The sequence below is a fragment of the Achromobacter sp. GD03932 genome, from assembly GCF_029839485.1.
In the GTDB taxonomy this organism is placed as follows: domain Bacteria; phylum Pseudomonadota; class Gammaproteobacteria; order Burkholderiales; family Burkholderiaceae_B; genus Achromobacter; species Achromobacter bronchisepticus_A.
Genome location: NZ_JAOCAT010000010.1, coordinates 50,003 through 64,034 on the forward strand (window position 1 = coordinate 50,003; position 14,032 = coordinate 64,034).

General features: G+C 66.6%; 13 protein-coding genes. 9 read left to right on the top strand and 4 right to left on the bottom strand.

What is annotated here, in order from left to right; all coding sequences use genetic code 11:
- Positions 1-13: 13 nt before the first annotated feature.
- Complete coding sequence (locus tag N5C88_RS11610) at positions 14-451, bottom strand: HIT family protein (RefSeq protein WP_059379403.1); 438 nt, start codon at positions 449-451, stop codon at positions 14-16.
- Between the two features lie 122 nt (positions 452-573).
- Here N5C88_RS11610 and cutA point away from each other — a divergent pair, with 122 nt between their 5' ends.
- Entirely contained in the window at positions 574-921 is a 348-nt protein-coding gene (cutA, locus tag N5C88_RS11615) for a divalent-cation tolerance protein CutA (RefSeq protein WP_059379404.1), read from the top strand.
- A gap of 86 nt (positions 922-1,007) precedes the next feature.
- Positions 1,008-2,810 carry a protein-disulfide reductase DsbD gene (dsbD, locus tag N5C88_RS11620; protein WP_280015384.1) on the top strand — a complete coding sequence of 601 codons (1,803 nt, stop codon included), beginning with the start codon at positions 1,008-1,010 and terminating at the stop codon, positions 2,808-2,810.
- 106 nt (positions 2,811-2,916) lie between these two features.
- On the opposite strand, the gene N5C88_RS11625 is transcribed toward dsbD, so the two are convergent.
- Positions 2,917-3,765: an IclR family transcriptional regulator gene (locus tag N5C88_RS11625; protein WP_280015340.1), complete on the bottom strand. Its 849-nt coding sequence runs from the start codon at positions 3,763-3,765 to the stop codon at positions 2,917-2,919.
- Positions 3,766-3,918: 153 nt separating this feature from the next.
- Here N5C88_RS11625 and N5C88_RS11630 point away from each other — a divergent pair, with 153 nt between their 5' ends.
- The 7 genes from N5C88_RS11630 to N5C88_RS11660 all read left to right on the top strand — a co-directional run bounded on the left by N5C88_RS11630 (position 3,919) and on the right by N5C88_RS11660 (position 12,196).
- Positions 3,919-5,670, top strand: coding sequence for an FAD-dependent oxidoreductase (locus N5C88_RS11630; protein ID WP_280015341.1), 1,752 nt, complete (start codon positions 3,919-3,921; stop codon positions 5,668-5,670).
- Positions 5,667-6,434, top strand: coding sequence for a glucose 1-dehydrogenase (locus N5C88_RS11635; protein ID WP_251878343.1), 768 nt, complete (start codon positions 5,667-5,669; stop codon positions 6,432-6,434). The genes N5C88_RS11630 and N5C88_RS11635 overlap by 4 nt, the downstream gene beginning before the upstream one ends.
- Positions 6,435-6,510: 76 nt before the next feature.
- Positions 6,511-7,698, top strand: coding sequence for an ABC transporter substrate-binding protein (locus tag N5C88_RS11640; RefSeq protein ID WP_251878341.1), 1,188 nt, complete (start codon positions 6,511-6,513; stop codon positions 7,696-7,698).
- A 32-nt stretch (positions 7,699-7,730) separates the two neighbouring features.
- Complete coding sequence (locus N5C88_RS11645; RefSeq protein ID WP_059379409.1) at positions 7,731-8,654, top strand: branched-chain amino acid ABC transporter permease; 924 nt, start codon at positions 7,731-7,733, stop codon at positions 8,652-8,654.
- Complete coding sequence (locus N5C88_RS11650) at positions 8,651-10,426, top strand: branched-chain amino acid ABC transporter ATP-binding protein/permease (protein ID WP_280015342.1); 1,776 nt, start codon at positions 8,651-8,653, stop codon at positions 10,424-10,426. The genes N5C88_RS11645 and N5C88_RS11650 overlap by 4 nt, the downstream gene beginning before the upstream one ends.
- A 36-nt stretch (positions 10,427-10,462) precedes the next feature.
- Positions 10,463-11,173, top strand: coding sequence for an ABC transporter ATP-binding protein (locus tag N5C88_RS11655; RefSeq protein ID WP_054457241.1), 711 nt, complete (start codon positions 10,463-10,465; stop codon positions 11,171-11,173).
- Positions 11,174-11,311: 138 nt separating this feature from the next.
- Positions 11,312-12,196, top strand: coding sequence for a DMT family transporter (locus tag N5C88_RS11660; RefSeq protein WP_059379447.1), 885 nt, complete (start codon positions 11,312-11,314; stop codon positions 12,194-12,196).
- Between the two features lie 57 nt (positions 12,197-12,253).
- Here the strand turns inward: N5C88_RS11660 and hemB are convergent, their stop codons facing one another.
- A complete protein-coding gene (gene hemB / locus N5C88_RS11665) occupies positions 12,254-13,270 on the bottom strand; it encodes a porphobilinogen synthase (protein WP_059379411.1) in 1,017 nt (338 codons plus the stop codon).
- Complete coding sequence (gene yihA, locus N5C88_RS11670) at positions 13,267-13,890, bottom strand: ribosome biogenesis GTP-binding protein YihA/YsxC (protein ID WP_008169015.1); 624 nt, start codon at positions 13,888-13,890, stop codon at positions 13,267-13,269. The genes hemB and yihA overlap by 4 nt, the downstream gene beginning before the upstream one ends.
- Positions 13,891-14,032: the final 142 nt, after the last annotated feature.

The following is a 14,032-nucleotide window of genomic DNA, read 5'->3' on the forward strand; positions in this document are numbered from 1 at the left end:
CGGCCGCCGCGCGTTACGAGGCGTGCAGCTCGCCGCGCAGTTGCGCGGCTGTCGCGGCCAGCGCCTCGGCTGCGGGCTGGGGCGGCATCTTGAAGGTCAGGTCCTGCTGCTCGATGTACTGGGTGGACGTGACGTCCTGCGGATGATGCATGGGGATGACGTGGGCGTGCGCATGCGCCACGTGGATGCCGGTGAAGGCGAAGCCCACGCGCTCGACGTCATACAGGCGCTTCATGTGGCGTCCGAGCTTCTGGCCCAGGTTGAGGATGCTGCCCGCCAGGTCGGCCGGCATGTCCTCGTAATAGGGATAGTGCTGCTTGGGGATGATGAGCACGTGCCCGGGGCGCACCGGGTGGATATCGAGAAAGGCCAGCAGGCGTTCGTCTTCGTGGATCACGTGCGCGGGGATTTCGTGACGGGCAATGCGGCAGAACAGGCAGTTATCGGACATGCGTGCCTCGGTGGGTGCGGGTGGCATGGCGGCGCGTTCTGGCCCGGCGGATCCGGACGATGGCCGCAATACCGATAAAATACCCCGAGTTACATCCCATACGGGTATTCCGAGGAGCCTCCATGTTGCGAGATGACGACGTTGTGCTGGTCATCAGCAATGCGCCCGACCTGCTGCTGGCCAAGCGGATCGCGCATGTCCTGGTCGAAGACGGATTGGCCGCCTGCGTGAACCTTGGCGCGCCGGGCCTGTCCATCTACATGTGGAAAGGAGAGGTCGAAGGGGCGGAAGAAATCCCCATCCACATCAAGACCACATACGCGCGCCACGAGGCTGTAGTGCAGGCCCTGGCGCAGATGCATCCCTACGATGTGCCCGAGATCATCGTGCTGCCCGTCATCGGCGGCGCGGCGCCCTATCTGGATTGGGTGCGTGAACAGACGGCCGTCACGCAGAACAAGAGAGACTGATGTTGCAACTAGTCGGTATCGGCGCGCTCCGGCGCGAGTCCCGCGCGTCGCGCGCCTTCTTCAGGCAGTGGTTGGCCCTGTTGGCCATGATGCTGCTGTTGCTGGGCTGGCAGGCTGCCGCGCGCGCCGAGGCCGAGTTCCTGGAGCCCGAGAAGGCCTTCGTATTCAGCGCCGAGATGGTGGCGCCCGAAATGCTGGAACTGCGCTACCGCGTCGCACCCGGCTACTACATGTACCGCGAGCGCTTTGGCATCACCATCAGTCCCATCGGCGCGGCCAAGCTGGGCGAGGCCGTCTATCCCAAGGGCGAGGTCAAGTACGACCCGACCTTCGAGAAGGACATGGAGGTCTTCCACCAGGACGTGGCGATCCGCGTGCCGGTGGCCGCGGGCGGACAGCCCTTCACCCTGACCCTGACCGCGCAAGGCTGCGCCGATGCGGGGCTGTGCTACCCGCCCATGGATAGCAGCGTGAAGCTCACGCCAGTGGCTGGCGGCTATGCGCTGGCCGGACCGGGAGGTATTTCCGCAGCCGCATCCGGCGCGTCCGGCGGCCTCGGCGCGCTGGTCAATGCCGGCGACACCGGCCTGGCCGACGCCTTGGGCGGCCTGGGTTGGGTGAAGACCGCCGGCGTGTTCCTGGTGCTGGGGTTGCTGCTGGCTTTCACGCCCTGCGTGTTGCCCATGATCCCCATCCTGTCCTCCATCGTGTTGGGCGGCGCCGCGCAGGCCAGGCCGTCGCGCGGTCGCGGTCTGGCCCTGGCCGCGACTTACGTGCTGGGCATGTCCGTGGTCTATACCGCGCTGGGCGTGGCGGCCGGACTGAGCGGAGCGGGACTCGCCGCCTGGCTGCAGACGCCTTGGATCCTGACGCTGTTCGCCATCCTGTTGGCCGTGTTGGCGCTGGCCATGTTCGATGCCTTTACGTTCCAGATGCCTGCAGGCATCCAGGGCTGGCTGTCGCAACGCTCTGCGCGCATTCCGGGCGGGCGCTACACCGGCGCGCTGGTGATGGGCGCGCTGTCGGCGCTGATCGTCGGCCCTTGCGTGGCCGCGCCGTTGGCGGGCGCACTGCTGTACATCTCGCAGACCGGGGACGTGGTGCTGGGCGGGTCGGCGCTCTTCGCAATGGCCTGGGGCATGGGCGTGCCGCTCTTGATCGTGGGCGCGTCCTCGGGCGCCTTGCTGCCCAAGGCGGGTCCCTGGATGGACGGCGTGAAGCGATTGTTCGGCATGCTCTTGCTGGGGACCGCCTGGTGGATGCTGATCCCTGTGGTGCCGACCTGGGTGCAGATGACGGGCTGGGCTTTCCTGGCTGTGGTTGCTGCGGTGATGCTGCGGGCGTTCGATGCCTTGCCCGATGGTGCGGGCGCCGCGCGCATGTTCGGCAAGGGCGTAGGCCTGTTGCTGGCGCTGGCGGCTGCGGCCTGGCTGATCGGCGCGGCCAGCGGCGGACGCGACGTGCTGCAGCCGCTGTCGCACTTTGCGGCGCGCGCCGATGCGCCCGCAGGCGTGGCGGCCAGCAGCGGCGAAGTGCATTTCCAGCGCGTGCGCAACAACGCCGAACTGGATGCCTTGCTGGCGCAAAGCCGTCAACCGGTGATGCTGGATTTCTACGCCGACTGGTGCGTGTCGTGCCGCGAGATGGAGCGCTTCACCTTTACCGATCCGGGCGTCGCGCAGCGCATGTCGGGCATGCTGCTGGTGCAGGCCGACGTGACCGCGAACAACGCCGATGACCGTGCGCTGCTCAAGCGCTTCCGCCTGTTCGGTCCACCCGGCATCATGTTCTTCGAGCCGGGCGGCAAGGAGCTGCCCGAGGCGCGCGTGGTGGGCTTCCAGGATGCCAAGCGCTTCACCGAATCGCTGGACAAGGTGTTGCTGCGTTGAGCATCGCAGCCTTGCCGCAAGGCTGACTCGAAATACACAAAGGCCGCTGCACGGATGCATCCATGCAGCGGCCTTTTTGCCGCGTGGCGATATTGCGTTGCCGGTCCTAGCTCTGGCGCGTCGCGCGCACGTCGCGGTTCTGCCAGCCCAGTTCAGCCGAGATCGCGTCGGCACAGCGTTTGATGTCATCGATCAGCGGACTGGTCCAGCGTACGTCGAACACGCCGGCGGCGCCGATGGCGGTGATCACCAGCACCACGTTGCCGTTCGAGTCGAACACCGGCGCGCTCAGGCCGTTGATACCGGGGATGGGATCGCCCATGGCGCGCGCGACGCCGCGCTGGCGGACTTCGCGCAGGGTCCGTTCGAACTTCTCCGTCTTGCCCAATGAAGGCACTGCGCCCAGGCGCAGATGGTCTTCGTGCAGCAGGCTTTCTATCTTCTTGGGCGGCAGCAGCGCCGCGAACACCTTGCCCGTTGCCGTGTTGGTCAGCGACATGACCGTGCCGGTGCGCATGTTGACGTGAATGGGGTAGTTGGATTCGTGCAGATGCACGATGACTGGCCCCAGGTTGCCCAGCACTGCGATGGCGATGGTCTGTCCGGTTCTTTCGGCGAACTCGCGCGTCATCGGGATGGCGATCTTGATGGGATCGAGCCGGTGCAACGCCGCCAGCCCCAGCTGCAGCGCGAGCGGTCCCAACTCGTATTCGCCGGTGTTTGGGTCTTGCCTGACCAGGCCCAGATTGCCGTAGCTGACGAGATAGGCGTGGGCGTTGGCGCCCGACATGCCGGCGACCTTCGCCAGCGCGCCCAGCGGTAGCGAAGACGAGTGTTCCAGCAGCGCCAGCAGGATCTTGCCGCCGACTTCGATGGACTGGATACCGCGTCTGCGCGGCGGCGAGGCGGGAGCGTGATCGGCATTGCGCTTGCCGGAGCTGGGTCTGGTGGCCATTTTCTTTTATCGAATGAGGTTGCCTATGTTAGTACTTTCGCTAATCGTGAACCATATTGACATTATCAAATGCGTTCTCTACAGTCCAAAGAATAAGAAGGCTGCCCTGGTTTCGCGATCGGGAGCAAGCCGCCCCAAGGGTATGGAGACAACGTGGAAGATTCTCGTCAATACGACTGCGACGTGTTGGTGGTCGGGTCGGGCGCGTCGGGCATGGCAGCTGCAATCACCGCGGCAACGTCAGGCCTGAAGGTCCTTATCGTTGAAAAAGAGCCGCGCTTTGGCGGCTCCACCGCGCGTTCCGGCGGCTGGCTGTGGATACCGGGCACCTCGCTGGCCAAGGTGCAGGGCATCCATGAAACACCGGACGAAGGCCGCGCCTATCTGCGTCACGAAGCCGGCGACAGCTACAACGCCGAACGCGTGGATGCCTTTCTGGAGCAGGGGCCGCGCGCTGTCGACTTCTTCACGTCGAACACCGAAGTGCAGTTCGACATGCCGCTGGTGTTCCCCGACTATCACGCGGAAGCCCCCGGCGGAAAGCAGGGCGGACGTTCAATGGTGGCGCGGCCCTACGATGGCCGCAAGCTCGGCGCCCACGTCAGGGACCTGGCGCCCGCGCTGCCCGAGTTGACCGTGTTCGGCATGATGCTGGGCTCGGGCAAGGAGATCGTGCATTTCATGCGGGTCACGCGCTCGCTGGCGTCGGCCTGGTACGTGGCCAAGCGCCTGAGCCGGCATTTCCTGGATGTGGCCAAGCATGGCCGCGGCATGACGCTGACCAACGGCAATGCGTTGGCCGGCCGGCTGGCCGCCTCCGCGTTCAAGCTGGGCGTGCCCCTGTGGCTGAATGCGCCGGCCAGGTCGCTCATCATCGAAGATGGCGCCGTGCGCGGCGCGGTGGTGCAGCGCGATGGCGCGACCGTGCGCGTGCGCGCCGCGCGCGCCGTGGTACTGGCTTCCGGCGGCTTTCCCTATGACATCGAACGCCGCAAGCAGCTGTATGCGCACGCACCCAACGGCACGGAACACTATTCGCCATCGCCCACGGGCAACAGCGGCGACGGGCTGCGCCTGGCCGAGAGCGCGGGCGGGCAGGTCAATAACGCCCTGCCCAATGCCGCGGCATGGGTGCCGGTGTCCGTGGTGACACGCAAGGACGGCAGCCCGGGCTACATGCCGCACTTCATCGACCGCGCCAAGCCGGGCGTCATCGCCGTCACGCGTAATGGCCGCCGCTTCACCAACGAAGGCAGTTCGTACCATGACTTCGTGCAGGAGATGGTGCGCGCATGCGAGGGACAGGGTGAGACCTGCGCCTGGCTGATCTGCGACCACAAGACCCTGCGCAAATATGGCCTGGGCAGCGTGGCGCCGTTCCCGTTGCCCATCAAGCGCTACCTGGACACAGGCTATCTGACTCGCGGTGCGTCGGTGGCGGAGCTGGCGCAGAAGACCGGCATCGATGCCGGCAGCCTGCGCCAGACGGTCGAAGCGTACAACCGCGAGGCCGCGCTGGGCCGTGATCCGCAATTCGGCAAGGGCAGCAAGGCCTACAACCGCTATCAAGGCGATGCGCTGCATGGCCCGAATCCCTGCGTGGCGCCCATCGTGAAAGGGCCGTATTACGCGATCAAGGTCATGATCGGCGATATCGGCACCTTCGCCGGCCTGAAGGTCGATGGCCAGGGCCGCGCATTGAACGAGCTGGGCGCGGTCATACCCGGCCTGTACGCCGTGGGCAACGACGCCTGCAGCATCATGGGAGGCAACTACCCTGGCGCGGGCATCACCTTGGGTCCGGCGCTGACCTTCGGCTACGTCGCGGGCCAGAGCATTGCAGCCGCCGGCAAGGCCGCTGCGCGCGAGCAAGCCGCGGACGCTTCCGCGCAGGCGGCCGCATGAGCGCCGCGACGGCGGGGCTGCTGCAGGGCAAGCTTGCCCTGGTGACGGGAGCGGGGCAGGGCAACGGACGGGCATTGGCGCTGGGCCTGGCGGCTGCGGGCGCGCGCGTGGTGGCGACCGACGTGCAGGCCGATAACGCCATGCAGACGGCAAGCGCCATCATCGCCGCGGGCGGAGAGGCCTGGAGCCACGCGCTCGACGTGACGGACCCCGAGGCATGCACGGCGATCGCGGCGCAGGTGCAGCTGGAAGTGGGGCCGATCGACGCGCTGGTCAACAACGCCGGCATCCTGATCCGCGAAGGCATAGACAGTCCGCGCGCCGCCGAGAACTGGCGTCGCGTGCTGGACGTGAACCTGAACGGCAGCTTCAACATGATCCACGCCTTCCTGGGCGCGTTGCGCGCCACGCGCGGCGTCATCATCAACGTCGGCTCGATCGCGTCGTTTGCCGGGGTGGGCGCGACCCTGGGCTATTCACCGTCCAAGGGCGGTGTAAAGATGATGACGCAGGCCATGGCGCGCGACCTCGCGCCCGACGGCATACGGGTCAATGCCATTGCGCCAGGTGTCATCGAAACGCCGATGACGCAGTACACGCGGGACGATCCCGCCCGGCTGGCGAACTTCATGCAGCGCATTCCGCTGGGACGGGTGGGACAGCCCGAAGACCTGGTGGGCCCCGCCGTGTTCCTGGCTTCGCCGATGGCGCAGTACGTGACAGGCGTGTCCCTGCCGGTGGATGGCGGCTACCTCGCGGTATAGCGCCAGGCTCCACGGGCGAGGGACAGAAAAAAGAATCATCGACGTGCAGCACATCTGAAAAACACTGGAGACAACGATGAAAGCAACGGGGATTTTTTCCACCTTGTCCAAGGCGGCTGCCTTGTGCGCGCTGGCGGTGGGCGCGCAGGCCTACGCCCAGGACATCAAGATCGGCTTTAACGGCGACCTGTCGGCTTCGCCGTCCGCGCAAAGCGGGCAGGCCGCGGTGCTGGGCCTGCGCACGGCCATCGACGACATCAACGCCAACGGCGGCCTGCTCGGACGCAAGCTGGTGCTGGTGGTGCGCGATGACCTGTCGCAGCCGCCGAAGTCGATCCAGAACATGACGGACCTGATCGACAACGAGAAGGTCGTGGCCATCGTCGGCCCCACCAACTCGGGCAACGCGCTGGCCTGGAAGCACATCCCGAACCAGAAGAAGATTCCCGTCATGGGCGCCATCGGTTCCGGCACCGACATCACCAAGCCCATGCGCGCAGGCGCCGACAACTACATGTTCCGCGTCGGCATGGTGGACCGCGAACAGGTCGATGGCGTGATCGGCTACCTGAAGAAGAATCCCAAGGTCAAGAACGTGGGCTTCATGATCGAGACGACCGGCTACGGCCAGAGCGCGCTCAAGGACCTGGAGGAAGTGGGCGCGGCGCAGGGCGTCAAGGCCGTCGCGGTCGAGAAGTTCGGCGTGGCCGATACGGACATGACCTCGCAGCTGAACAAGCTGAAGGCGGCGGGCGTGGACACGGTGGTGATCTGGGCGCAGAGCACGCCGATCGCGCACGTGTTCCGCAGCATGGAGAAGATCAACTGGTTCCCGCTGACGCTGACCTCGTGGGCGGCGGACAACATCGCGTTCTACGACACGGCGGGCAAGACGCTGTCGGAAAAGCCTTTTTTCCTGCGCACCATCACCGACAACCGCACGGCCGCGCAGCAGAAGCTGTATGACCGCGTATCGGCCAAGATGACCTCGCCCACCGCGTTCGGCTTTCTGGCGCATGCCTATGACGGCATGAATCTGCTGGGCATGGCGATCAAGCAGGCGAACTCCACCGATGGCGACAAGGTGCGCCTGGCGCTGGAGAACCTGGATGGCACCTACGAAGGCGCGATGAAGACCTACACCAAGCCGTTCTCGGCCACGGTGCATGACGCGCTGCTGGTAAGCGACTACAAGTGGGCGCACTGGCAGGACGGCAAGCTGGTGCCTTACGCGGATGACGTGACCGTCGCCGTCGCCAAGTAGCAGCAGGACAGCGACAGGCATAAGGGGCCATCATGTTGGCGACATTGTTGCAGGCGCTCGTCAGCGGGCTAGCCGTAGGGGGCGCGTATGCGTTGGTGGCGCTGGGCTTCAGCATCACGTTCACGACCACGCGCACGCTCAACTTCGGACACGGGGAATTCGTGTCCGTGGGGGCGTTCATCGGCGTAGGCGCCTTGTTCCTGTTTGCCGGCAAGCCGATCACTACCGCGGCCTTCACAGGCCTGGAACTGAGTGGTTGGGAGTACTTGCTGGCCGGGCTGGCGGCGGTGCTGGTGATGGGCTTGCTGGGCGTGCTGCTGTACGTGTTCGGCGTGCGGCCGTTCGCCTCGCGCCCGGGCATGGCCTGGGTCATGAGCACGCTAGGCTTCGGCATCCTGCTGCAGAGCGCCGCGTTCGCGGTCTGGGGACCCGCGCCGGTCACGGTGCCGGCGCCCTTCGGCGACGAGGTGATCCGCGTGTTCGGCGCGGGCGTGCGCAGCCAGGAACTGCTGCTGCTCGCCGTGGCGGTGGTGGTGATGGTGCTGTTCGACCGCGTCATGAACCGCACGGTGCTGGGCAAGGCGATGCGGGCCGTGGCCGCCAATCCCGCGGTCGCCAACCTGATGGGCATCAATGTGAACGCAGTGATGACCGGAGCCTTCTTCGCCAGTTCGGCGCTGGCCGGCCTGGCGGGTTTTCTGGTCGCGCCGATCACGTCGGCTTCGATATTCATGGGCCTGGCCATCGGGCTGAAGGGCTTTTCCGGCGCGATGATAGGCGGCCTGTCGAATCCGCGCGGCTGCGTGCTGGGCGGCTTCGTGCTGGGGCTGCTGGAGTCCTATGTGAACCTCTGGCAGTCGCAATGGCGTGAAGTGGCGATCTTCGGGTTGGTGATCCTGGTGCTGGCAGTCAAGCCCACCGGCCTGTTCGGCAAGCGTCTGGTGGAGAAGGTATGAAGCGGCACGGCCAGACCCTGATCGCCGTGGCGCTGGCGGCGGCGCTTGCCGTATTCGCCGCCCTGGTGGACAACGATTACTACCTGCGCATCGTATTCATGGCTTGCGTGTACTACCTGTGCGCGGCGGGCGTGAACGTGCTGGTGGGGTATGCGGGACAGAAGTCGCTGGGCCAGGCAGGCTTGTTTGCGGCCGGCGCCTATACGGCGGCCTTGCTGACCTCGCGTTGGCAAGTCGATCCGTGGCTGGCCCTGGCCGCGGCGCCGGTGGTGGCCGGCGTGTTCGGCGTGCTGATCGCCCTGCCGTCGCTGCGCGTTAAGGGGCCGTACCTGGCGATGGTGACGCTGGCTTTCGGCATCGTCATGGAGAAGATCGTCACAGAATGGGTGGACGTGTTCGGCGGCCCTTCGGGCCTGTTCGGCATCATGCCGTTGACCTGGGGCGGCAACCCGTTCACCAACCAACAGTGGGTGTGGTTCGCGCTGGTGCTGTGCGTGGCGACGCAGCTGCTGCTGCGCAACGTGCTGGACGGACGCTTCGGACGCGCATTGCTGTCGGTGCAGGCCGACGAGATCGCCTCGTCTTCCGTCGGGGTGCGCGTGTATCGCGCCAAGGTCATCGCCTTCGTGGTGGCGGCCGTGACCTGCGGCATCGCGGGCGCGCTGGTGGCGCAGCAGAACCAGTACATCAACTCGGATTTCATCGGCTTCAACCTGTCGATCTTCATTCTGCTGCTGGTGCTGTTCGGCGGGGCGGGCTCGAAGGCGGGGCCAGCCGTGGGAGCGATAGCGCTGACCATCATCGACGCGATGCTGGCGCGCTGGCCGTCGGTGCAGCATTTCTTCTACGGCGCGTTGCTGCTGTTCGCGCTGTACTTCATGCCGGGCGGCGTGATGGGTCTGTTCTCGCGCCGCGCGCGCCGGGTCGCGGATGCGCGGCCGCAAGGCGGCGGCAGCGAGGCGGCGGCGCCGGCCATGGCCAAGCCGGCGGTTGCGGCGCAGGAAGAGCTGCTGCTCGTGGTCGAGAGCCTGTCCAAGGCCTATGGCGGGGTGAAGCCGGCGCAGGACATTTCCTTCTGTCTGCGGCGCGGCCACGTGCACGCCCTGATCGGACCGAACGGCGCGGGCAAGAGCACGCTTATCAACATGCTCAGCGGCGTGGTGCTGCCAGACGCGGGCGTGGTCCGCTTCCAGGGCACGGACATTGCGGGCGAGCGGCCGCACGTCATCTGCAAGCTGGGCATAGGCCGCAGCTTCCAGAACCTGCGCCTGTTCGGCGAACTGTCGGTGCTGGACAACGTGCTGCTGGGCCGCCACAGCCGCATGAAGAACGGCTTCTGGGCATCGCTGCTGGGTCTGCCGAGCGCACGCGCCGAGGAGCGCCGCGCGCGCGAGCACGCCTATCGGCTGGTGCGCATGGTGGGCCTGGAGCATCTGGCCGACACGCCGGCGGGCAGCCTGCCGTATGGCCTGCAGCGGCGCGTGGAACTGGCGCGCGCATTGGCGACGGAGCCGACCCTGCTGCTGCTGGACGAACCGGCGGCTGGGCTGAACCCGCAGGAGACCGCGGAGCTGGGCGAGCTGCTGGTGCGCATCGGCGCATCCTGCGGCATCACGCTGTTGATGGTCGAGCACCACATGGATCTGGTGATGGCGATTTCCGATCACGTGATCGTGCTGGACTACGGCATCAAGATCGCCGAGGGCAAGCCCGCCCAGGTGCAGGCTGACAAGCGCGTGATCGAGGCGTATCTGGGAACCGGCATGGCCTGAGGCCAGGCCATAGGCATAGGAACAGGCCGCAAGACGATGCTGAAACTAGAATCCGTGCAGATTTCGTATGGCGCCATCCAGGCGGTGCGCGATGTGTCGCTGGAGATCCGCGCGGGCGAGATCGTGACCATCATCGGCGCCAACGGCGCGGGCAAGAGCACCCTGCTGAAGGGCGTGGCGGGCCTGGAGCCCTTGCAGGGCGGACGCGTGACCTTCGATGGGCGCGACATCACGCAGGTGGCGGCGCATCAGCGCGTGGGCCTGGGCCTGGCGCTGTCGCCGGAGGGGCGCGGCGTGTTCGCGGACCAGACCGTCTACGACAACCTGGTGCTGGGCGCCTACATCCGGCGCAGGGACCCCGCGGCAGTGGCCGAAGGCGTGGAGCGTGGCTACCGGCTGTTCCCGCGGCTGCGCGAACGGCGCGAGCAGCTGGCCGGCACCTTGTCGGGCGGCGAGCAGCAGATGCTGGCGATGGCGCGCGCCCTGATGAGCGAGCCGCGCCTGCTGTGCCTGGACGAACCCTCGCTGGGGCTGGCGCCTTTGATCGTGCAGGACATCTTCGCGGCGATCTGCAAGCTGCGCGACGACGGGCTGACCATCGTGCTGGTGGAGCAGATGGCCAACCAGGCGTTGGGCGTGGCGGACCGGGCCTATGTGCTGGAGACCGGACGCATCACGTTGAGCGGCTCGGGCGCGGAACTGCTGCGCGACCCCAACGTACGGGCGGCGTATCTCGGCGCGCATTGAGTCCAGGCCCCAGGCGCGATACCATGTCCGCGGCGCCGCGTGGGCGGCGCGTCCCATTTTCCTTCCAGGCCGGCGCCCGTGACGTCCCCGACAGTTGATGCAAGCCAGGACCGCACCGGTCTTATCTATCTTCAATTGATGTTCGTCATGGCCACTTGGGGCCTGAACATCGTCTCGGTCAAGTACCTGACGCTGCACATGGATGTGCAGGCCCTGGCGGCCGTGCGCATCGTCATCGCGTTCATCACCGTCACCCTCATCATCAAGGCCCGCCGGGGCCGCATTCCGCGGCTGGGCCGCGCGGAGTTGGGCTGGGTCGCGCTGGCGGGCTTCCTGGTGGTGTATGCGCACCAGATGGCGCTGGTGACGGGACTGCGGGTGTCCTCGGCCGCGAATGGCACGCTGATCATGGCGACCAGCCCTTTGCTGTCGGCGCTGCTGGCAGCCATCTTCTATCGCGAGAGGCTGACGCTGGTGCGCATTTCCGGCGCCTTGCTGGGCCTCTTGGGCGTGGGCATGGTGGTGGTCGGCAGCGGCGCGCGGATCGGCCTGACGGGCTGGGGCGATGCCATCGTGTTCGTGGCGGTGCTGGTGTTCGTCTGCGGCGGGCTGGTGATCCAGCGCATGTCGCGCAGCATGGATCCGCTGGGCATGCTCTGGTACATGTACCTGGCCGGTGGCCTGATGCTGGTGGTGCACGCGGCGCTGACGCCCGCGACCTATCAGGGCGATACCTGGCAGATGACGTGGTGGCCGTGGCTGGTGCTGCTGTTTTCGGCGGTGATCGCCTCGGGCGTCAGCAACATCGTCTGGAATGCCGGCATTGCGCGGCTGGGCATCAGCCGCGCCGCCTTGTTCGTGAACTGGCTGCCGATCTTCGGCCTGCTGTTCGCGGCCCTGTTCCTGGATGAGCACGTCACGCCCACGCACGTCGCGGGGCTGGCCTGCGTGCTGGGGGGAACCTGGCTGGGATTGCGGCGCGGGGCGCCGGCGGCGGGCCGCAATGCGGCCGCCAAGACCTGATCCGCGGCAAGCGTCGCGGCCGGCCGGTACAGGCCCGGCCCGCGATGCCGCAAGCGCTTAACGCTGGCTCTTCAGCAGCTTCGCGGCTTCGACCGCGAAGTACGTCAGGATGCCGTCGGCGCCGGCGCGCTTGAACGCCAGGAGCGCTTCCATCATGACCTTGTCGTGGTCCAGCCAGCCGTTGGCGGCGGCGGCCTTGATCATGGCGTACTCGCCGCTGACCTGGTAGGCGAAGGTAGGCACGCGGAACGTGTCCTTGACCCGGCGCAGCACGTCCAGGTAAGGCATGCCGGGCTTGACCATGACCATGTCGGCGCCTTCCTGCAGGTCGGCCGCGACTTCGCGCAGGGCTTCGTCGAGGTTACCCGGATCCATCTGGTAAGCCATCTTGTTGGACTTGCCCAGGTTGGTGGCCGAGCCCACGGCGTCGCGGAACGGGCCGTAGAAGGCGCTGGCGTACTTGGCGGAGTAGGCCATGATCTGCGTGTGGATGTGGCCGTTGGCTTCCAGCGCGCGGCGCACGGCGCCGATGCGGCCGTCCATCATGTCGCTGGGGGCGACCATGTCGACGCCGGCCTCGGCTTGCGTGAGCGCCTGCTTGACCAGGATTTCGACGGTGGCTTCGTTGATGACGTAGCCGTTGTCGTCGATGACGCCGTCCTGGCCGTGGCTGGTGTAGGGGTCCAGCGCCACGTCGCACAGAATGCCGAGTTCGGGGACCTGCTTCTTCAGTTCACGCACCACGCGCGGGATCAGGCCGTTCGGGTTGGTGGCTTCGATGCCGTCGGGCGTCTTGAGCGAGGGGTCGATGGCGGGGAACAGCGCCAGCACGGGAATGCCGAGTTCCACGCATTCGCGGGCCACCGGCAGCAGCGTGTCCAGCGAATAGCGGACCACGCCCGGCAGCGACGGCACGGCCTGTTGCAGGCCGGTGCCTTCGGCCACGAACACGGGGTAGATCAGATCGTTGACCGTCAGGGCGTTCTCGCGCACCAGGCGGCGGGTGAAGTCGTCGCGGCGCAGGCGGCGCGGGCGGGATACCGGGAATTCAGGGGAGATGATCTGCGGGTTCATGGTACGACCTTGGGTGAAATCCAGTTTTCTATATGCGCGCCGGCCTCTTCCAGGCCGATGCGTTCGGGCGCCGAGAAGGGGATGGTGTGCAAGGCGCCGATGTCGGCCAGGTCCTTGCGCACGGAGAACACGGTGCGCATGCGCTGGCCGTAGGGCAGCTTGTCGGCCTTGGTCAGCAGCGCCAGCACCGGGCGTCCGGTGGGGGCGATGAAGTTGGCGAGGCGGCGGTCCAGTTCGGTGACGCCGCGGCGGATGTCGATGAGCAGCACGATGCCGACCAGCGATTCGCGGTCACGCAGGTAGCCGCCCAGGATGTCGGCCCACTTTTCCTTTTCGTTGCGGGCCACGGAGGCGTAGCCGTAGCCGGGCAGGTCGACGAGATAACCGATGTGGCCTTCCGGATCCAGGGGGTCGGGCAAGCCGAACATGTTGATCAAGCGCGTGCGGCCCGGCGTCTTGCTGGAGAAGGCAAGACGACGCTGGTTGCACAGCACGTTGATGGCCGTGGATTTGCCGGCGTTGGAGCGGCCGACAAAGCAGACCTCGGGAGCGCCGGCGGCCGGCAACTGGTCGAGGCGAGCCGCGGAAGTGAGGAAAGAGGCGCGATGTAGGAGGGACACGGGTGGCTTTGGATACGGTTGGTTTCGAGCCCTATTGTATAATCCGGCGTTTGCAACAGTGGTCCCCGTGCGCGGAGCCGTCTTTTTTGCTTACTGTTTGGCTTGCTGATCGCTTTATCCGGCAAGTTCGCAGCAACATCGC

Excerpts from the sequence above, each read along its gene's own strand:
- N5C88_RS11610 (WP_059379403.1), bottom strand. The coding sequence starts at position 451 with ATGTCCGATAACTGCCTGTTCTGCCGCATTGCCCGTCACGAAATCCCC.
- cutA (WP_059379404.1), top strand. The coding sequence starts at position 574 with ATGTTGCGAGATGACGACGTTGTGCTGGTCATCAGCAATGCGCCCGAC.
- dsbD (WP_280015384.1), top strand. The coding sequence starts at position 1,008 with ATGATGCTGCTGTTGCTGGGCTGGCAGGCTGCCGCGCGCGCCGAGGCC.
- N5C88_RS11625 (WP_280015340.1), bottom strand. The coding sequence starts at position 3,765 with ATGGCCACCAGACCCAGCTCCGGCAAGCGCAATGCCGATCACGCTCCC.
- N5C88_RS11635 (WP_251878343.1), top strand. The coding sequence starts at position 5,667 with ATGAGCGCCGCGACGGCGGGGCTGCTGCAGGGCAAGCTTGCCCTGGTG.
- N5C88_RS11640 (WP_251878341.1), top strand. The coding sequence starts at position 6,511 with ATGAAAGCAACGGGGATTTTTTCCACCTTGTCCAAGGCGGCTGCCTTG.
- N5C88_RS11645 (WP_059379409.1), top strand. The coding sequence starts at position 7,731 with ATGTTGGCGACATTGTTGCAGGCGCTCGTCAGCGGGCTAGCCGTAGGG.
- N5C88_RS11650 (WP_280015342.1), top strand. The coding sequence starts at position 8,651 with ATGAAGCGGCACGGCCAGACCCTGATCGCCGTGGCGCTGGCGGCGGCG.
- N5C88_RS11655 (WP_054457241.1), top strand. The coding sequence starts at position 10,463 with ATGCTGAAACTAGAATCCGTGCAGATTTCGTATGGCGCCATCCAGGCG.
- N5C88_RS11660 (WP_059379447.1), top strand. The coding sequence starts at position 11,312 with ATGTTCGTCATGGCCACTTGGGGCCTGAACATCGTCTCGGTCAAGTAC.
- hemB (WP_059379411.1), bottom strand. The coding sequence starts at position 13,270 with ATGAACCCGCAGATCATCTCCCCTGAATTCCCGGTATCCCGCCCGCGC.